Source organism: Bradyrhizobium sp. USDA 336 (assembly GCF_044908355.1).
Taxonomy (GTDB): domain Bacteria; phylum Pseudomonadota; class Alphaproteobacteria; order Rhizobiales; family Xanthobacteraceae; genus Bradyrhizobium; species Bradyrhizobium yuanmingense.
In genome coordinates, this window is sequence record NZ_JBIYDC010000002.1 from 1,957,760 (window position 1) to 1,976,968 (window position 19,209).

Sequence of the window (19,209 nt, forward strand, 5' to 3'; positions counted from 1 at the left end):
GAGAAGCAGATCGCCGCTACCGCCGCGCGAGGGTGCAACCGCTCGACAGCTGGCGCGTCGATCCGGTCGAGCCGTCGTTCGAATGCGAGGGGAATTCCTCGAACGGCGAGTTCTGCTTGCCGGTGTTGAACTCGAAGATCTTGCGGAACAGGCCCGGCGCCATCGCCGAGATCGGATTGACGCGCATCACGGGCGCGGCTGGCGTGCCGACGACCTCGTAGGTCACGCCGATCAACCCCTCATTGTTGCCGCCACCGAGGAAGATGCCGAACAGCGGGATCTGGCCGAAGATGTTGTTGACGCCGTACATCGGCACGAAGGTGCCGCTCATGCAGACCTGGTTGCCGGGATAGTCGATCGAGCCCTCGATGGTGGCACCGATCATCGGCCCCTTGACCACGCCGTCACGGACCGTGAGCGCCCCGTTCTGCCGCGTGAACTCGGCGCGAAGTGCGCTGAAGGAGACGCCATTCCCGGTCCCGTTCGGCGCGCCGGCGGCAACGCGTTCGAGCTGCGCCTCGCCCTTCACGGTGAAGTCGCGGACATTGATCAGGCCCTCGCGCGCGGCGTTCGGCTCGGAAGACGGCGGCTCCATCGCCACCACCATCTGGCCGCCGACCGCCTTGGTGTAGGTGTCGGTGAAACGCAGCAGCGCGCCGGCGTCGTTGGTCTGCAGGTAGATCACCTCGCGGCTGCCCTGGGCGCGGCCGCCGCGCAGATCCGCCGCGACAGGCGTGTCGCGGCCGATCTTCCCGCTCAGCGTCAACGCCTTGATGGCCCCATTGCGCTTCGACATCTTGGCATCGAGGCTGCGCATGGCCTCGCCGTTGAAGCCGGCGACGGCACCGAGCTTCACGTCAATGTCGAAATCGACGTTCTTCAGCTTGTTCTTGTCGTCCTTGGAATTGCCTGAGATCGCCGACTTCAGGAAGCCGCGGCCGTCGAACACGTCGCCACGCATGGTGCCGCGCAGCACACCATCCTGGCTGCGCTCCACCCTGAGCGAGGCCTTGTCGCCGTCGGACGGCGCGTAGGTCGGGAAGTTCGCGTTCACGAGATCGCTGTTCGCGTCGAGCTCGAGCGAGCCCTTGATCGAGGCGCCGCCGCCTTCGATGACGATGTCCTCGAAACGCGTCGATTGCGCCGTCGGCACCACCTTGAAGCTGGCCTTGCCGGACTTGCCCGGCAGCTTGACCCAGCCAGGCAGGATGTTGTCGAGCCTGACCGAGGTCAGATCGGCCTCGACGCCGAGCTTCGTCGTCTGATCCGCGCCGCTCGCGATCTTGCCCGACAGCTTGATCGGCAACGATCCGATGACGGCGGGGCTGAGATCGAAGCCGAACCGCGCGCGGCTGGCATCGTCCAGCGTCGCTTGCAACCTGACGTCGGCGTCGCCCTCGGCCGGCTTGCGATAATCGAGCGAGGCCGCCTGGCCGTTGATCTTGACGTCACCCCTGACCTGATAGCCGTGGTTGTTGGCGGATATCTTGAGGTTGTTGGCTTCCAGCCTCTGGTTCATCACCAGCTTGTCGGCGGCAAAACCGTTGAGGTCGGCGGTGACGGAATAGGTGGTGTCGGACTTGGTCAGCTCGCCCTTGACCGGCATGCCGAGCTGGATGTTCGCCGAGAACGTTCCCTTGCTGGTGTTGGGATCGACGACGGTCGCCGACAGGTCGCTCAGCCGATCATTGGCGAGCATTTCAGCGGCCGCGGGCACCGGCCCCTCCACACGGAACCTGCTCCGCGACGGCGACGGCTTGGGCGCCATGTCCGGCACCTCGAAGACGAAGTCGGAGATAGTGACCTTGCGGCCCGCGGGGGTATCGGCAATGCCCTGCCCGATGTTGACAGTCGCGGTACGACCGGTCACGCGCGCCTTCAGATCGGCATCGCGCACCACCGGCATGCCGTCCACGGGCCGGACCGCAACGCCGCTCGCCACGATGTTGACCGACAGGCCGTCGTCCGGAATGGGCGGACCCTTGCGCGGCAGGTTCCTGGTCGGCGAGTTGACGCCGATCTCGATGCGCTGGAGCGTGCCGCGCTCGATCCGCTCGATCACCCATTCACGCAATTCGGGGACGATCAGCGTCGGCCACATCCGCTTCAAGGCCGAGGCCGACATCGGCGTGCCCGCAAAACCGAGGGTGAGCCGCGGCTCGCCCGAATAGTCGATGGCGCCGGTGCCGGCGACGCCGATCTCTCCGTTGGAGACGTCGGCCTGTGTCAGCAGGATGCGCTTGTGGTCGGTGTCGAAGCGGAAGCCGATCGCGATGCGGTTGAAGACGAGCGGCGGCTCGTTGTCGATGCCGCCGAGCAGGATCGAACCGCCGCTGAAGCCGAGCTGCCAGTCGTTGATGTTGCCGTTGGGTGGCTCGACATGGGCCAGCAGCGTCAGGCGGTTCGCGCCGGAGAGAACCTTGAACGGCGCGACCAGCACCCGCCGGTTCGCATCCCACTCGACGTTGATCTCGGCCGAGTCGATTGCCATCGGGTAGTCGGGCGTGTCGGTATCGATGATGTTGCCGGCGCCGACCGCGATCTTGCCGCGGAAGAAGGTCGGCACGCCGTCGCGGCCGAGCTCGCCCTTGAGCTCGCCCGTCAGCGGCAGGTCGGCAGTGTAGGTGAGGTCCTTCACCCGCAGCGCCAGCAGGATGTTGGAGGTCGAGACCTTGTCGGCCTTGATGTCGACCGAGCGCACGCCGTTCTCGGCCGGGCCGATCGTGGCGCGCAGCATCCACGGGCGCGCGCCCTGCTCGCCGAGGCTGAGCGCGACGCCGCCGCGGCTCGGCCGGCGCAGGCTGAGCGTGATGTTCTCGAACGACCATTTGCTGCCGCGCTGCTGATCGTCGACGATCAGGACGCCGTTCTTCAGACCGATCTCGTTGAGGTTCTGACCGTCGAGGCCCGTCATGCTCAGGCTGTCGAGCCAGTCGAGGCCCTGAAGGATGCCGCTCTGCGCGGTCGCCTGCGGCGCGGCCTGCGAGGCGTCCGGGCTCGCAGGCGCGGTCGCGAAGGGCGGCGGGGGGACACCGCTGCGCGGGAATGTCGGCGGCAGGCCCGCGTCCTTCTTGGACGCGACACCGGTCGCCAGCGGCTTTGCGGTGTCGCCGGCGGACACGGTGACGGTGCCGTCGGGCGCAATGCGGATGGCGAGCTCGGCATCGACCAGGTTGAGACTCTCGGCACGCAGGTGCCCCATCAGGAGGGCCGCACCCGACAGCCTCACCTCGGCCTTCGGCGCGCTGGCGACGACGGCGTGATCGCGGTCGCGAACGATGATGTCTCGGATGCGGACGGCGACGCGGACCCGGCCCGCCCGCTCGATCTGAGTGCCGCCGACCTCAACGGTGTTGCCGTGGCCGATATTGTCCTCGATCGCGGCTGCGAGCCACGGGGTTGCGATGTCCAGACTGATGGGACCGGCACCGAGCCGCCACCACAGCGCACCGAAACAGCCGATGAAAATGACGATGACGGTGGCGACGGCCACCGCAAGGCGCTTCAGCCAGCGTCCCCCACCCGTCCAGCGGCGCAGCGCGCCAAATCCACCACCGAAGCGAAGAAAGCCCGAGCCGGAACGCGCCAGCAACCGGCGTGCGCGATTGCGTGCAGCCGCTTCCTGATCCGGATCCCAGTCGGCGTCGTCCCACTCCTGCGGCTCGAATTGGCCGCCGCGCCGATCAAAATCCCGGTTGTAGTCCTGGGGCGACGTATTCCTTGCCATTGCCTCTCGATACAGGCGCCCGTCATAGGATTGAGCGCCGCCGGGACCGCAGCCGTTCGCGGGAAGTGACGCTCCCTGCGCCGGCACTGCCGCCATACCTCGAATATTCCTGCTGTTCGTCATTTCGCCCCGGGAGCGCGTTCAACGAGCAGTGGGGTGGTGCGTGGAATTCCTTGTAACCATACTCCGGCGTCGCCAGACTTGCCCAGCCGAGGGCACGATTCCGGCTCGCCGGACAAGAGCTGCAATACCGCTTCGGTTGACCTGTCGAAAGCGTCGAAAGGAAGGCGTATGTCCAAGAAATCCCGAAAGAAATCGTCCAAAACGCCCTCCGGCAGTCCGACCGCTACAACGAAGTCCGCAAAAACGCGGGCATCGACTCAAACAAGATCCGCGAAAACGCAGCGGACACCGGCACGCAAATCAGCTGCGACCATAGCAAAAGCAGGATCACATAAGGCCCCATCGAAACAGTTAAAATCCTCCAAATCCGCCTCCTCTCCGGCTGCGGTCAAGTCGGGCTTGAAGTCCGGCTTGAAGTCCGGCTTGGCCGAGGGCCAAAAGGCCCCGGCCTTCCGCCTGCCGCGCGATGGCGGCGACGTGGTCACGCTGGCCGACTATGCCGGCCGAAAGCTCGTCCTGTTCTTCTACCCCCGCGCCGACACCCCCGGCTGCACGCGGGAGGCGATCGACTTCACGCGCCTCGCGGGCGCCTTCGTTGCCGCCGGCACCGCCGTGCTCGGCATCTCCGCCGATCCGTTAAAGGCCCAGGAGAAGTTCCGCGACAAGCACAAGCTCGGCGTGCCCCTCATCTCGGACGAGACGCATGAGATGCTGGAGGCGTATGGGGCCTGGGGCGAAAAGTCCATGTATGGCAAGAGCTTCCTTGGGATTCTTCGCACCACGATCCTGGTTGGGACCGACGGTAAGATAGCGCGGATCTGGCGCAATGTCCGGGTCGATGGCCATGCCGACGAAGTGCTGGAGGCGGCAAGGAGCCTTTAACCAATCCTTTAAATTCGCGCGCTCCCATTTGCGGAAAATTAACCATGCGCGGCCCAGATTGCGGCGGCAATTGAGCCGCAAGGAACCCATCCGACCGGCGCGGGAGTGCCGATGTCGAAAAGTTCTGCCCAATACTCGCAGTACCCCCAACATCATCCTCACGACCACGGACGGGCTTTCCGGCGCCCCCTGGGTGCCCCGGCGGCGGTGACCGCGATTCCCCTGCCCGCCACCGACGATGCCTACACCATCGTGCATGCCGGCAAGCAGGTCCGCTTCGGGCCCGTGGTGTTCTGGATCGTGGTCGGCACCGTAGTGCTGCTCGGACTGTGGTCGGCCGCCACCGCCACCTATTTCGCGTTCCGTGACGACGTCCTGACCCGGCTGATCGCCCGCCAGGCCGAGATGCAATACGCCTATGAGGACCGCATCGCCGAGCTGCGCGCCAAGATCGATCGCACCACCAGCCGTCAATTGCTCGACCAGGAACAGTTCGACCAGAAGCTCGACCAGATCATGAAGCGCCAGACGGCGCTGGAGTCCCGGGCCACGGCGCTTGGCGCCATGCCCGACGTGACCGGCTCGATTCCCCGCACCGCCCCGCAGCGGAGCGATGCAAGCCCGACCACGCCAAAACCGTCGCCGATCAGCGACACCGTGATCTTCGTGGCGCCGCCGGATCGCGAAGCGCGCCTCGAATCGCGCGCGCCGAACGTATTGGCGGCGCCGACCAGACAGTTCGCCAAGAACCAGGGGTTCGACAACGTGCTGGTACGGCTCACGGCCTCGCTTGATCAGGTTGAGCGTCGCCAGATGGCGGCGCTCAACGCGGCCGAGGAAAGCATGGATTCGCGCATGCGCCGGATGCGCAGCGTGGTCAGCGATCTCGGCCTGAACCTTGCCCATCTCGAAGCCGCGGTGCCGCGCAGCGCGATGGGCGGACCGTTCGTCCCCGTCAAGCTGACGGCGAATGCCGGACCGTTCGAGAAGCAGCTTCACCGCATCCACACCACGCGCGCCGAGATGGACCGTCTCAACCGCACGCTGGCGCTGGTGCCGTATCGCAAGCCCGTCATCGGCGAGGTCGAGTTCACGTCCGGCTTCGGTGTGCGCAGCGATCCTTTCCTGGGTCGGCCCGCGATGCACACCGGCCTCGATTTCCGCGCCGCCAGCGGTGATCCCGTCCGCGTCACCGCCTACGGCAAGGTGGTTTCCGCCGGCTGGTCCGGCGGCTACGGCCGCATGGTCGAGGTCGACCACGGCAACGGGCTTTCGACCCGCTACGGCCATCTCTCCGAGATCAACGTCAGGGTCGGCGAAGTCGTGAAGATCGGCCAGGTCATCGGCCTCGTCGGCTCGACCGGCCGCTCCACCGGTCCGCACCTGCACTATGAGACCCGCATCGAAGGCGAAGCGGTGGATCCGCAGAAGTTCTTGCGCGCCGGCGTACGGCTCAGCGCGGGTTAGGCCCGCCCCTTTCAGTTTCGCAGCGCCGGGTTTCCCGAGAGCCAGAGGAGCGACCGGCGGCCGAGAGCCTGCGCAGTGAGCCGAGTGCACGCCCGTCGATCACCAGCAGCGCGCTGCCGATGACGATTGCGCCCGCGATCTCGCGCGCGGAGATCGGCTCATCCAGCAGCAGCCATCCCAACAGGATGGCGGTTACGGGAATGAGCAGCGTCACCAGCATCACGTTGCTCGCACCCGAGCGCCGCACGATCTGAAAGAAGACGATGTAGGCGAGCGCCGTCGAAAGCGCGGCGAGGCCGAGCACGGCGAGCCAGGTCGTGAGGCGCGGCATCGGTAGCTGCCAAGGCCGCTCCACCACGCCAGCGACGACCGCCATCATGACGGTCGATGCCATCAGTTGGAACGTGGCGGTCCCGAGCGGCACTGCGTCCTTCGGCAAGCGCCGCGCCGCCAGCGCCGCAAAGCCGTAGCTCAGTGCGCCGCCGAGGCAGAGCAGGATGCCGAGCCCCTGCCCCGGCCTCGTCTCAAAACCCCATCCGCGCAGAAGGATCACGCCGGCAAGGCCGAGCGCCACCCCGGCCGTGCGGCGAACCTGGAAGCCCTCCTGGCCCGCCGCAATCATCACCACCACCGTGAACATCGGCGTGGTCGCGTTCAGAATCGAGGCCAGCCCACTCGGAATGAAAGTCTGGCCGATCGCGATGAGCGAGAACGGGATGACGTTGTTGAGCAGCCCGATCGCGATGAACGGCGCCCAGCCCGCCGCGCCCTTGGGGAAGCCGATCCCCTGCATGCGGAGCAACAGAACGAGAATGGCCGCGCCAAGCGCGACACGCAGGAACACCAGCGTTAGCGGCGGCAATTCCCGCAGAGCCGCGCCGTTGAAGAAGAACGAGCCGCCCCAGAGGATCGAGAGCACCGCGAGGAGCGACCAGTCGCGCGCGTCGATCCTGTGGTCGCTTGGGGGCATGAGGTCTTACATCCCTTGGCCGAGCCCGCTGACCTAGGGCGACGGGGCGAACAGTGCCACCCGATTTCCGATGCAAAGCCGGTTTACGAAGCTGATGCCGGCAATGAATGGGGTGATCGAATTGTCCCAAGCGATGCTGGCCGGCTAGGGCGTGGACTTCATCGCCTTATCGAACCGTCACCGGCAGGCTCGTGAACCCCCGCAGCACGTTGTTGACGGCCCTGGTTGGCATCCCCAGTTCAAAGCGGGATACCCGGCGTGCGAAAGCCGTCATCAACGCAGTGATCTCCAGGCGCGCTAGATGCATCCCGGCGCAAACATGCGCTCCGATTCCGAAACCGAGGTGATCACGGACATCCCGTCTCACGTTGAATTTCTCTGGTTCCTCCCACTTTCGCTCGTCGCGATTTGCTGACGCGTAAAGCACAAGGATTCGCGATCCGGCGGAGAGTCTCACTCCGTCCAAAACCGTGTCTTCCGCCACGACCCGGGTGAAGCCCCGAATCGGAGACTCCAGCCTTACGGCTTCGTTGATGGCTGCGGAGATCAGCGACGGATCCCGTCGCACCAAGTCCCACTGGTCGGGATTCTCGCCGAAGAACCAGATCAGGCTGCCCGTGGCGAAGATCGTGGTGTCCAGGCTCGGGCTGATATAATCACGCATCATCGCCGGGCATTTCTCCATCGAAATTTCCCCGCCTTTTGCAGCCTTCCAGATCGCGGCCGCCCAGCCGTCGGGTCTAAGACGGGCGATGGTGGAAGGATCGCGACAATAAGCGTGAAGCTCCTGTATCTGCGGCAAGGCCGCCGTGCCGCGCGAATTCATGGCACCAAGCGCATCGAACGTCGCAGCCGCCCAGCGCAGCATGTTCGCACGTCCATCCTCGGGCAGCCCCACCAGATCGGACACGATCGACACCGGTAAATGTCGAGCACAGTCTTCTATCGCATCGAAACTCCCCCGCTTCACCAGACGCGCGACCAGCGCATCGGCTTCGGCCTCGATCCGCGGGGCAACATCCTTTAGCGCTGGCGCCGTCAACGGCGCGCGTATGATTCGTCGCATTTTGGTGTGTTCGGGTGGATCACTGGTGATCGTGTTGCCGATCGAAGAGGAATTGATCAATTCATTGGCGGCGACCCCGCGGGCTGAGGAGAACTTCGTGTGATTCATCAACACCGAGCGTACATCGGCAAAGCGGCCGACTGCCCACAGTCCGTTCCTGGGCAGCCATACCGCCGGGCCTGCATCGCGAATGGCCTGATAATGGCCGTAGGGCTCGGCGATCACCTCATCGCTGTAGATGTCGACGTCGTATGACGCAGCATCAACAAGGGTATGTTTCGTAACCTCCGCGGGTGGAGCGAAGCGCATGCCAGGGTCAGACACCATCGCACCACCGATCGATCTTCGCGCCGTCGAGATTGTCGCGCAGGCGATTTGCGAGCCGGCTCGAATCGACGTCGTGTAGGGACTTGCCGCCGGAAATATCCAGAGCGTGGGCAGCTGCCTGCCCCATCGCAAAGCAGGGTCCCATGACACGGACCGAGGCCAGAGCCGCGACGTCGCCATCTATACATCGGCCTGCCGCGATCAAGTTGTCGCTATCCCGATGCACGAGGCTGCGCAACGGCACATAGTGCATGTGGTTGCGATCCTCGAAAGTTTCCCAATGCACTGTCTCGGCGCTGTCATGCGCCTCGACCGGCCATGAGCAGCGCGCTACGGCATCGGCGGGGCGATGGCCGGTGCGGACTTCATCGATGGTGAGTTGGTGCGCGCCGACGAACCAGCGGGTTTGCCTGATTCCGGGCAAACCGTAGGCCCGGATACGGACCTGGCCCATCGACCTCGGAAACTCCCGCCGCAAAAATTCCAGCACCTTGTCGGCTTGGTCCCTGCCCTCGAGCGTAGCGCGCGTGGCCGCGATTGGCTCGGTCGGATTGGGCATGTGCGTCATGTTGACGGTCGCCACGCCGCGGCCGGGAAATGCGAAGATGAATCCATCCTCGCGGCTCAGACCGTATTCGGCCTTCTTGTTCTTCAGAACCTCTGCGACATGGAATCCGTCGAAATCGGGGATCGCATCTTCCGCGAAGCCCTCTAGCAAGATCATCTGCGTGCCCCATTGGGGTTGATGGGGTTCGCGCACAGGTAATCCGGCGTGCCATGCAATGGCAGCATCGCCCGAGGCGTCGACAAATCCATCCGCGCGGACGGCCAAATCGCCCCATCGCGTCGACACATCAAGCTCGACAATGCGACGACTTTCAACACGGGCCGAGCGCAGGACGGCACCCAGCACCAGGTTCACATTTGCACGCGAGAGTGCCCGTTCGCTCCAGCGACCGCATAGCATCTCGTCGTACTGTAGAACGATCGTGTCCAGCGCACGGCGGGCGTGGATTGCGCCGGCGCGATGCAGTTCGTTCAGCATATCGTCGACCGCGCCGAACGTAACGCGGTATGGCCGCGGGCCGTTGGAATAGAGGCCGCATATCGTGCCGAGCAACGTCCCGACAAGCTGGCCGCCGATCGTCGGCATGGCGTCGAGCAGAACGGTCTTGCGGCCTAGGCTGGCTGCCGTCAGGGCCGCCATGATTCCTGCGGCACCGCCTCCGACGACGCAGACTTCCGCGTCCAGGGTCATTCGTTCTCGCGCCCTGGTGACAGTGCGGGTGGCAAGATTAAGGGTCATGGACTTACTCGGCGGAGATGCCGCGGGCTTTCACCAACGCGGTTGACTTGCCGGCTTCGTTCTTGACGAATTCGCGGAATTCCGCGCGCGTCATGTTGAGGATCTGAAAGCCGAGATCGAGAAATCGCTTGGTGACCTGCGGCTGCCGCATCGCATAGCCGACCTCTTCGCTGAGCCGCTGAACAACTGGCTCGGGTGTACCCGCCCGTACCACAACCCCGAGCCACAAAGACATCACGACATTGGGCAGCCTGACCTCGTCTGCAGTGGGTACGTTCGGTAATTGCCGCAAGCGCTGAGGCCCCGCAACGAAGAGCGCCTTGATACTGTTCGCACTGACGTTAGGCAGCCCGGGTCCCAAACCGTCGAACAGCAGGTCGACTTGCGAACCTATCAGGTCTTGCATCGCTGGCGCTGAACCTCTGTAGGGGACATGAACCAGCTGGATGGCCGCGTCCGCCTTGAGCATTTCCCCGAGCAGGTGGCCTAGGCTGCCGTTGCCTTGCGAAGCATAATTCAGCGCCTTGGACTTTGCTGCGGCAACAAGATCGGCGGTTGAATTGAACGGGCTGGATTTTGGCACATAAAGCAGCATCGGCATCAACATCAGTGGAGCAACCGGCTCCAGATCTGTCAGCGGGTCGTAGCTGAAATTCGCATAGACGGCCTTGTTGATTCCGAGCGAAGCGGTGTCACCGATGAGAAGCGTGTGTCCGTCCGCCGGCGCGCGGATCAGGGCGGTGCCCGCGATCTGACCGCCGGCACCCGGCTTGTTTTCGACGATTACTGGCTGGCCGAGGCGCTCTCGCAATACTTCCGCCAGCGCACGAGCCATCAGATCGGCGGGGCCACCGGCAGGATAGATCACCAGGATGGATAGCGGTCGCGACGGAAATTCCTGCGCCTTCGCCCTGCCCGGCACCGTCATGGCAATTGCGAGCATCAGTGCCGTTGAAATCGCTCCTGCGCGCGTAAGCATTATGCGCCTCCCCTTGCTGAAGTTCGGCTCGAACGGCCGATTTTCAGTTTCCTCAAATGCCGCCCTTCGTTGGCACGTGACGTCAGGACTCTAGGAGCAGTATGAGTTATCCTTATAATGCCAATTGACTATGATTGTTATTCACTGGCTGTATAACCCTCGAGGTCGTGATGACTGTTGAAGTACGCCTGCTGGAATTGTTCCTGCGCGTGGCTGAACTCGGCAGCATCAACAAGGCAGCTGCGAGCGTGCATCTGTCGCAGCCGGCGTTGTCGCGGCACATTGCGCTCCTCGAACACCAGATGGGCAACAAGCTGTTCATCCGCACTCCGGGCGGCGTCGACCTCACGGAGGCTGGCAAGATGCTCTCTGATCGCGCCCGTCCTCTGTTGCGCCAGCTTACTCTCCTTAAAGAGCAGGTCGGCGAAAAAGCCTCGGGCCAACTTGCCATCGGCACGCCGCCCGCATGGCAACAGGTGGTGACATCCCCCTTCGTGGAGAAGCTTGCGGGGCGGCACCCCGGTATCACGCTCCGTGTCTACGAAGGTATCAGCAATATCTTGCGCGAGTACATGTCCGCGCGCCTGCTCGACATTGCCATCGTGCCGTACGACCCCTCGCCTACCGCCAGCTACCGCAAGACGCCGCTGGTGCGCGAACCGATGGTGCTGGTCGGTCGAAGAGAGGATGCACTACACCCCGAAAAACCGGTCGCACTTTCTAGGCTTGACGGCTTGCGGCTGGTGCTTCCGGGACGTCCGAATGTGGCGCGGATCCAGATCGAGCACGCCCTGGAACGCAAAGGTATGCAGTTTCGATTGGCCGTCGAGACCGACACGCTGAGCCTTTGCCTCGACCTTGCACGCCGCGGAGTCGGATATGCCGTCGTGCCAGCCTCTTCGGTCTTTGAGCATGGCTTGGGGGATGCAATCAGTTGGGGACCGATCAAGGGGCAATTCGTAACCTGGGCACTCTGCGAGAATTTGGACCGAACTCACTCGCAAGCGGTGCGCGAGGGCCGCGCGCTCCTGATCAAGGCGGTGTCCGACGCGCTCGAGCTCAAGGTCTGGGCGCGCGCCGAACGTCCAAAAGCCAAAGCCTAGCGAAGCGTACGCGCCGATCCATGGGAACGTCCGTTTTGGATCCACAAGCCGCCGAACACCTGAAGGCGGAGACTTCCGCTCTGCGTTGCTAATCTGAAGTATGAGGACACGCCCTAGCCAGGCTTCTTCGGCCGCGACACCAGCTCGATCATCTGCCTTCATCCTCATCAGGCATCACCGCGTGCGCGTAGGCTCCTCACGAATATCCAGCGCGCCAGCAGCACTTGCACCGCAACCGCGTGCGGACCTCTACGCGGCCAGAAACGGTATCTGGACCGCCAGTGTGAAGCCGTTGACCATCAGCAGGCCACCCGCAGCACCGACAATGCCGCCGACGATCGCAAGCCACGGCAGCGTCGCGACAATCGAGACCGAGATCAGCACGATGGCGATCTGCAGGAGAGCTTCGGCATAGTCGAAGTAGGGATCCTGCTTCAGTGCATGGTCGCGCTTGCTCTCGTAGTCCTTGGCCTGCGCCATCAGTTCCTTCTTGCCCTCCTGCGTCTCGGGCTCGGACTCGTAGCGTGCTGCCGTCTTGCGATAGGCCTCCGCTTTTGCCTTCAGGGCCGTCCTGGCCTCGGCATTGAGGCTTTCGTCCTGCAGGAACGCCAGTTCGATCGCGTCGGCCGCGAGGTTATAGTCGGTCTGGCGAATGGTCTTGGCCTGGTAGAAGGCATAGTGGTTCGCGGCATAGATGTTGTTGTTGGTCGCCTCCTTGCCGGCATTGGCTCCGCCAAGCGCGGTGATGGCGAGCAGCATCGCCAGAATGGCGATGCCGACCGCCGCGCGCTGCTTGAAGCGGTCGTTCACCTGCTCCTGATCCATCATATCCGCGGCGTCTTCAGCTTTCATCGATCGGCTCCTCCTCGCTCCTAAAAAGCGCAGGCACGATAAACAACGGCGTTATGTCACTATCGCGACGAACGAGCCCGGGTCAGAAGCCGAACACCTGCAAGGCCGGAGTCCGCCGCCTTGCGTTGCTAGGCCGAAATTATGAGGCAGGCGTCTTTGGCCGCGACACCAGCTCGATCATCCTGCCTTCGTCCTCATCCGGCATCGCCGCTTTCGCCTGCGCGTAGGCCTCGACTGCGGCGCGCGCGACTAGCGGCTTGCCCGCGAGCAGGCTCTCGGCGAGCTTCACGGCATAGGCGGCATCCTTGTGCCGCAGCGCTGCGGTGAAGGTCGCTCCGGAAAAATCCCGGGCGACCATGCGCTTGGAGTGACGCGCGACCTGCGGGCTTGCCGCGACGCCTGCCTGGATCGATTCCAGCACCAGGTTCATGTCAAGCCCGGCCTGCTCGGCAATCGCAAGGCCCTCGGCGAGGCCGGCGATCTGGATCGCACCCATGAGATTGTTGATCAGCTTGTAGACCGTGCCGGAGCCGACCGCGCCGAAATGGCGGATGGTCGAGCCGATCGGCGTCAGATAGGGCCGCGCGCGCTCGAGATCGGCCGCGTCGGCGCCAACCAAGAGCGTCAACTTCCCGGCCGCCGCCGCGTCCGGCAATCCCGTCACGGGGCAGTCGATGTAGATCAGCCCGCGCGCATTGAGCTCGCGGCCCATCTCACGGGCGTGGTCATAGGAGACGGTGGAGCATTCGATCGCGATGGTGCCGGCCTTCGCCGTCTTGGCGGCGCCGTCAGGCCCGAGCCAGACCGCGCGCGAGGCCTCGTCGTCGGCGACCATGGTCACGACCGCGTCGGCATCGATCGCGGCATCTTCCGGCGAGGTCGCCCAGATCGCGCCGCGCGCGATCAGGTCCGCGGCCTTTGTGTTGTTGCGATTCCACACCGTCACGGTGAAGCCGGCATCGAGATAGCGGCCGGCCATGCCATGGCCCATCCGCCCAAGCCCGATGAAGGCGACGCGGGACATGGCTAGTCCACGTCCTCGACGTCGCCGGCCGTTGTGCCGAACGCGCGCTGCGCCAGCGTCGCGGCCATGAACTCGTCGAGCTCGCCGTTGAGCACGCCCGATGTATCGGAGGTCTGCACGCCCGTGCGCAGATCCTTCACCATCTGATAGGGCTGCAGCACGTAGGAGCGGATCTGGTGGCCCCAGCCGATGTCGGTCTTGGCGGCCTGGTCGGCGGCGGCCTTCTCCTCGCGCTTCTTCAGCTCGATCTCGTAAAGACGCGCGCGCAGCATGTCCCAGGCTTGCGCCCGGTTCTTGTGCTGCGAGCGGCCGGCCTGGCAGACCACGGCGACGCCGGTCGGGATATGCGTCAGGCGCACCGCGGATTCGGTCTTGTTGACGTGCTGGCCGCCGGCACCGCCCGATCGCATCGTGTCGACGCGGACGTCGGATTCCTTGATGTCGATCTTGATGCTGTCGTCGATGACGGGGAATACCTGCACGCTCGAGAACGAGGTGTGCCGCCGCGCGTTGGAATCGAATGGTGAGATGCGCACCAGGCGGTGCACGCCGGCTTCAGTCTTCAGCCAGCCATAGGCGTTGTGCCCGGAGACCTGGATGGTCGCCGACTTGATGCCGGCCTCTTCGCCTTCGGATTCTTCGAGGTACTCGACCTTGAAGCCGTGGGTTTCGGCCCAGCGCGTGTACATGCGCAGGAGCATCTGCGCCCAGTCCTGGCTTTCGGTGCCGCCGGCGCCGGCATGGACTTCGAGATAGGAATCGAAACGGTCGGCTTCGCCCGACAGCAGCGCCTCCAGCTCACGCCGCGCCACTTCTTTCTTCAGGTTCTTCAGCGCAGCTTCGGCTTCGGCGACGACGCCGTCATCGCCCTCGGCCTCGCCGAGCTCGATCATGCCGATGTCGTCTTCGAGCTCCTGCTCGACCTTGCCGATTCCGCTGAGCGCATCCTCCAGCGAGGTGCGCTCCTGCATCAGCTTCTGGGCTTTCTGGGGATCGTTCCAGAGGTTGGGATCTTCTGCGAGCTTGTTCAGCTCAGCGAGGCGCGCCGTCGATTTCTCGACGTCAAAGATGCCTCCTCAGCAGCCCGACCGACTGCTTGATCTCTTCTACCAACCGTTCGATTTCGGCGCGCATGTTGTTCTCTGTCTTGCGGAATCCCGCGTGCAGTTCGAGAGGGGATGTAGCGGCGGCAGCCGCAAAGCGCAACTGCCCGAACCGTGATCGTCGGTCTTATCCGCGGCCTACCACAACCCGCCAGTGCCCGGCCGGAAGAGGAAGCCGGAATCCGGCTGCTGCTGCTGCACCGGCATGCCGCGCCCGTCGGCGTCGGCAACGCCGATGACCGAATAATTGTCCGGCGGCGCCGTGCCCGGCTTGAAGGCTTCGAGGATGGTTCCGCCGGTCTCGCCCGGGCCGGCACGCATGCCGGTCTTGGCGACGACGCGGACGAGCTTGATGCCGGCGGGCACCTTGAACGGGACCGCAGGCTTGTCGGCGAGCGCGAGCTTGAGGAAGTCGCGCACGATCGGAGCGGCGAGATGGCCGCCGGTCGCGGCATTGCCCTTACCGAGCGGGCGCGGCTTGTCGTAGCCCATGTAGACTGCGACTGCGATGTCCGGCGAGAAGCCGACGAACCAGGCATCCTTCGCCTCGTTGGTGGTGCCAGTCTTGCCGGCGACGGGCTTGCCGACCTCCTTGATCACCGTGGCCGTACCGGACTGCACCACACCCTCCATCAGCTCCGTGATCTGATAGGCGGTCATGGAATCCAGCACCTGCTCGCGGCGGTCGATCAGCTGCGGCTCGGGCTGGTTCTTCCAGCCGCCCGGCGCGTCGCAGCCGCGGCATTCGCGCTGGTCGTGCTTGAAGATGGTGCGGCCGTAACGGTCCTGGATACGGTCGATCAGCGTCGGCTTCACGCGGCGGCCGCCATTGGCGAGCATCGAGTACGCCGTGACCATGCGCATCGCCGTCGTCTCGCCGGCGCCGAGCGCGTAGGAAAGATAGTTCGGCAGTTCGTCATAGACCCCGAAGCGGCGGGAATATTCGCCGATCAAGGGCATGCCGATGTCCTGCGCGAGCCGCACCGTCACGGTGTTGAGCGACTGCCGCAGCGCATTGCGCAGCGTCACCGGTCCCTGGAACTTGCCGGAGGAGAAGTTTTCAGGCCGCCACACGCCGGCGCCCTGCCCCTGGTCGATCTCGATCGGCGCGTCGAGCACGACGGTCGAGGGCGTGTAGCCGTTGTCGAGCGCGGCCGAATAGACGATCGGCTTGAACGACGAACCGGGCTGCCGGTAGGCCTGCGTGGCGCGATTGAACTGGCTCTGGTCGAACGAGAAACCGCCGACCATCGCGAGCACGCGGCCGGTCCAGGGATCCATCGCCACCATCGCGCCGGAGACTTCCGGAATCTGGCGAAGCCGGTACTGGCCTTCGACGGGGTGACCGTCCTTGTAGAGGGGATCGGCATAGATGACGTCGCCGGGCTGGAGCACCTGCGACACCGCTGTCGGCGTCTTGCCTCTCGTGCCACCCTGCAGCGCCCGCGCCCAGCGCACGCCGTCGACCGTGACGATGCCGGTCTCGCGCTGCTTGCTCACCGCGCCGCCGAGCTCGCGGCCAGGCTGAAAGCCGATCCGTGCCGACTGATCGCTGGTCTCCAGCACCACCGCCATGCGCCAAGGCGAGATGTCGGACAGCGACTTGATCTCGGCGAGCTTCACGCCCCAGTCGCCCGAAATGTCGAGCTTGCTGATGGCGCCGCGATAGCCCTGCTGCTCGTCGTAGTTCACGAGGCCGGCGACCATGGCCTTGCGCGCCATGACCTGGATCTTCGGATCGAGCGTGGTGCGAACCGACAGGCCGCCCTCGTAGAGCTTCTTCTCGCCGTAGCGCTCGAAAATGTCGCGGCGGACTTCCTCGGCGAAATATTCGCCGGCAAAGGTGTGGGCGCCGTTGGAACGGCTGGTGACGGCGAGCGGCTCCTTGCGCGACTTGTCGGCGTCGGCCTGCTTGATCCAGCCGTTTTCCAGGAGACGATCGATCACGTAATTGCGGCGCTCGATGGCGCGGTCGCGGTTGCGGACCGGATGCAGCGTCGCCGGCATCTTCGGCAGCGCCGCCAGATAGGACGCTTCCGCCACTGTCAGCTCGTTCACCGACTTGTCGAAATAGACCAGCGAGGCCGCCGCGATGCCGTAGGCGCCGAGGCCGAGATAGATCTCGTTGAGATACAGTTCGAGGATCTTGTCCTTCGAATAGGTCTTCTCGATGCGCATCGCCAGCAAGGCTTCCTTGATCTTGCGGGAGAAGGAGACCTCGTTGGTGAGCAGGAAGTTCTTGGCGACCTGCTGCGTGATCGTGGACGCACCCTGCGGACGGCGGTTCGAGCCGTAGTTCTGCAGATAGAGCAGGCCTGCGCGCGCCATGCCGGTGTAGTCGATGCCGCCATGTTCGTAGAAATTCTTGTCCTCGGCCGCGAGAAAGGCGTTGATCACGAGCTTCGGCACCGCCTGGATCGGCAGATACAGCCGCCGCTCCTTGGCGTATTCGCCGACCAGCGAACCGTCGACCGCGTGCACACGCGTCATCACCGGCGGCTCGTAATCCTGAAGCTGAGAGTAGTCCGGCAAGTCTTTGGAGAAATGCCAGATCAGGCCTGCCACGGCCCCGACGCCAACAAGGAACACCACTGTTCCCGCGGCGAACAGGAAGCCCATGAACCGCACCAGCAAGCGCATTATCTGTTTATCCGTTCAAACTCTGGATCAGCCCAGTATCAGCCCTTTGGCACGCAAAACGGCACCAATCTCACGTCGCGAATTCACCGGCTTACGCAATCACATCGAGGCCGGACTTAAGACGCTTGCCGAACAGGTTCTCGCCGATTCCGGAACCCTCTACCGGTTTCTATAAAGCGTCCGCTGTGGCCAAACTAGGGCCTTTGGGCCGGGACGAACAAACCGGCTCAGTTCGACGTCCCGGCCGTGGCCATCCGCTTGGTCAAAAATCCGTCGATCGCCTGGGCCATCGAGCCCACGGCGCGGGAGCGCCAGCCCTCGGAGACCAGGTGCTCGAGATCTGCCTTGTTGGAGACGTAGCCGATCTCGACCAGCACCGATGGCACGTCGGGCGCCTTCAGGACCCGGAAGCCGGCGGATTTCAGGGGATGCTTGTGCATCCGCACGGTCTGCTTCATTTCGCTCATCAAATGGCGAGCAAAACGGTTTGAAAAGGTGCGGGTTTCCCGCTGTGTGAGGTCGATCAGGATGTCGGCGACGTCGGTCGGCTCTTCCGCGAGATTGAAGCCGGCGATCGCATCGGCGCGGTTCTCCGCATCCGCCAGCCGTTGGGCCTCGGCGTCGGACGCCTTGTCGGAGAGCGTATAGATGGTCGCGCCCTGCGCATCCCCTTCCGCCCGCGGCAGCGCATCGGCGTGGATCGAGACGAACAAGGCCGCCTTGAGATTGCGGGCGATCTTGGTGCGGTCATTGAGCGGAACGAAGGTGTCGTCGTCCCGCGTCATGACCACGCGGTACTTGCCGGCTTTTTCCAGCTTGTCGCGGAGCGCCAGGCCAAAGGCCAGCACCAGGTTTTTCTCGCTCTCGCCGCTCGACTGCGTCCCGTTGTCGATGCCGCCGTGGCCGGGATCGATCACCACCACCGGTCGAGTATCACCCTTCTGCTGCGCGCCATCCGGGGCCGCGGCGCTGGGAACCGTGGCAGGCGGCGCTTCAGCGATCGCGGGCCGCAGCTCGGGACGGTTTTCGGGGCCACGTGACGACACGAAGGCGGTGCGGTCGACCTCCTCCAGCTCGAGCACGAGCCGGGCCGGTTGGCCGTTGGCCGCCTCCAGCACGTAGGATTTGGCGATCTTCGCCGGTCCGGACAGGTCGAACACGATTCGCGAGCCGCCGGGCATGACGAGCCCGTAGCGGAAGGCCTTGACCAGCCCCCGCCCCCCACTTCCGGTCCCCGCGGGCAGCTGAAAATTGACCTGCGGCACGTCCACCACCACGCGGTAGGGGTCGGCCAGCGTGACGGCGCGGAAGGTGACGGTCTGGTCGAGGTCGAGGATGAAGCGGGTCTGCTTGCCGTCGCCGGCCAGGCGGGCGGCCGAGGCGACCGGAAAATTCGCCGCAACGGCAGCGGGTTGCAACCGGCTCTCGGCGGCGATTAGGCGCGAGGAATCAGCACACGGCAATGCCGCGATGCACAGCAACATGCCCCCTAGCAAAACCCGTCGATTTGTGCGGCTCGCCACCGATTCCGTGCCTCCGAGCAGCTCTCTTAACGCAATAGAACCACAGGGTTAATCGATCCTTAATGACGGAAACGCGAAACTCGGCGACTGTGACCGCCGTGCGACGCTCCCTTGCAC

Annotated in this window: 13 protein-coding genes; 3 read left to right on the top strand and 10 right to left on the bottom strand. The window is 64.5% G+C overall.

The genetic code is table 11. The features are described 5' to 3' along the window. Window positions 1-16 precede the first annotated feature (16 nt). Window positions 17-3,823 (bottom strand): DUF3971 domain-containing protein, encoded by a 3,807-nt coding sequence (locus ABIA45_RS10125; protein ID WP_404651903.1) that lies wholly within the window; start codon window positions 3,821-3,823, stop codon window positions 17-19. 195 nt (window positions 3,824-4,018) lie between these two features. On the opposite strand from ABIA45_RS10125, the gene ABIA45_RS10130 reads away from it, so the two are divergent. Together ABIA45_RS10130 and ABIA45_RS10135 are read left to right on the top strand one after the other, a co-directional pair. Beyond that, entirely contained in the window at window positions 4,019-4,732 is a 714-nt protein-coding gene (locus ABIA45_RS10130) for a peroxiredoxin (protein ID WP_404655645.1), read from the top strand. A 111-nt stretch (window positions 4,733-4,843) separates the two neighbouring features. Further along, the gene (locus ABIA45_RS10135) at window positions 4,844-6,199 is read left to right on the top strand and encodes a peptidoglycan DD-metalloendopeptidase family protein (protein ID WP_404541337.1); all 1,356 of its coding nucleotides are present in this window, start codon (window positions 4,844-4,846) and stop codon (window positions 6,197-6,199) included. Here the strand turns inward: ABIA45_RS10135 and ABIA45_RS10140 are convergent. The 4 genes from ABIA45_RS10140 to ABIA45_RS10155 form a co-directional block, all read right to left on the bottom strand. Then, window positions 6,186-7,169, bottom strand: a complete 984-nt coding sequence (locus ABIA45_RS10140) for a DMT family transporter (RefSeq protein ID WP_404541339.1) — start codon at window positions 7,167-7,169, stop codon at window positions 6,186-6,188. The genes ABIA45_RS10135 and ABIA45_RS10140 overlap by 14 nt on opposite strands. Before the next feature lie 166 nt (window positions 7,170-7,335). Beyond that, window positions 7,336-8,544 carry a cytochrome P450 gene (locus tag ABIA45_RS10145; protein WP_370129652.1) on the bottom strand — a complete coding sequence of 403 codons (1,209 nt, stop codon included), beginning with the start codon at window positions 8,542-8,544 and terminating at the stop codon, window positions 7,336-7,338. A 7-nt stretch (window positions 8,545-8,551) separates the two neighbouring features. Continuing rightward, window positions 8,552-9,820, bottom strand: a complete 1,269-nt coding sequence (locus tag ABIA45_RS10150; protein ID WP_404651904.1) for an FAD-dependent oxidoreductase — start codon at window positions 9,818-9,820, stop codon at window positions 8,552-8,554. A 52-nt stretch (window positions 9,821-9,872) separates the two neighbouring features. Then, window positions 9,873-10,847: a Bug family tripartite tricarboxylate transporter substrate binding protein gene (locus ABIA45_RS10155; RefSeq protein ID WP_404651906.1), complete on the bottom strand. Its 975-nt coding sequence runs from the start codon at window positions 10,845-10,847 to the stop codon at window positions 9,873-9,875. Window positions 10,848-11,017: 170 nt separating this feature from the next. On the opposite strand from ABIA45_RS10155, the gene ABIA45_RS10160 reads away from it, so the two are divergent. Continuing rightward, complete coding sequence (locus ABIA45_RS10160; RefSeq protein WP_404651907.1) at window positions 11,018-11,950, top strand: LysR family transcriptional regulator; 933 nt, start codon at window positions 11,018-11,020, stop codon at window positions 11,948-11,950. Window positions 11,951-12,199: 249 nt separating this feature from the next. Here ABIA45_RS10160 and ABIA45_RS10165 read toward each other — a convergent pair whose 3' ends face one another. The 5 genes from ABIA45_RS10165 to ABIA45_RS10185 all read right to left on the bottom strand — a co-directional run bounded on the left by ABIA45_RS10165 (window position 12,200) and on the right by ABIA45_RS10185 (window position 19,092). Then, window positions 12,200-12,802: a DUF4337 domain-containing protein gene (locus tag ABIA45_RS10165; RefSeq protein WP_271546715.1), complete on the bottom strand. Its 603-nt coding sequence runs from the start codon at window positions 12,800-12,802 to the stop codon at window positions 12,200-12,202. 139 nt (window positions 12,803-12,941) lie between these two features. Then, on the bottom strand, window positions 12,942-13,928 hold the full coding sequence (locus ABIA45_RS10170) for an NAD(P)-dependent oxidoreductase (protein WP_404655647.1): 987 nt from the start codon (window positions 13,926-13,928) through the stop codon (window positions 12,942-12,944). Beyond that, window positions 13,829-14,960 (bottom strand): peptide chain release factor 2 gene (gene prfB / locus ABIA45_RS10175; protein ID WP_100213427.1). Its coding sequence is split into 2 segments (ribosomal slippage): window positions 13,829-14,890 and window positions 14,892-14,960, totalling 1,131 coding nucleotides; the frame shifts between segments, so codons are not numbered across the junction. The genes ABIA45_RS10170 and prfB overlap by 100 nt, the downstream gene beginning before the upstream one ends. A 107-nt stretch (window positions 14,961-15,067) precedes the next feature. Continuing rightward, a complete protein-coding gene (locus ABIA45_RS10180) occupies window positions 15,068-17,569 on the bottom strand; it encodes a penicillin-binding protein 1A (protein WP_157285912.1) in 2,502 nt (833 codons plus the stop codon). Window positions 17,570-17,796: 227 nt separating this feature from the next. After that, window positions 17,797-19,092 (bottom strand): N-acetylmuramoyl-L-alanine amidase, encoded by a 1,296-nt coding sequence (locus ABIA45_RS10185; protein WP_404651909.1) that lies wholly within the window; start codon window positions 19,090-19,092, stop codon window positions 17,797-17,799. Window positions 19,093-19,209: the final 117 nt, after the last annotated feature.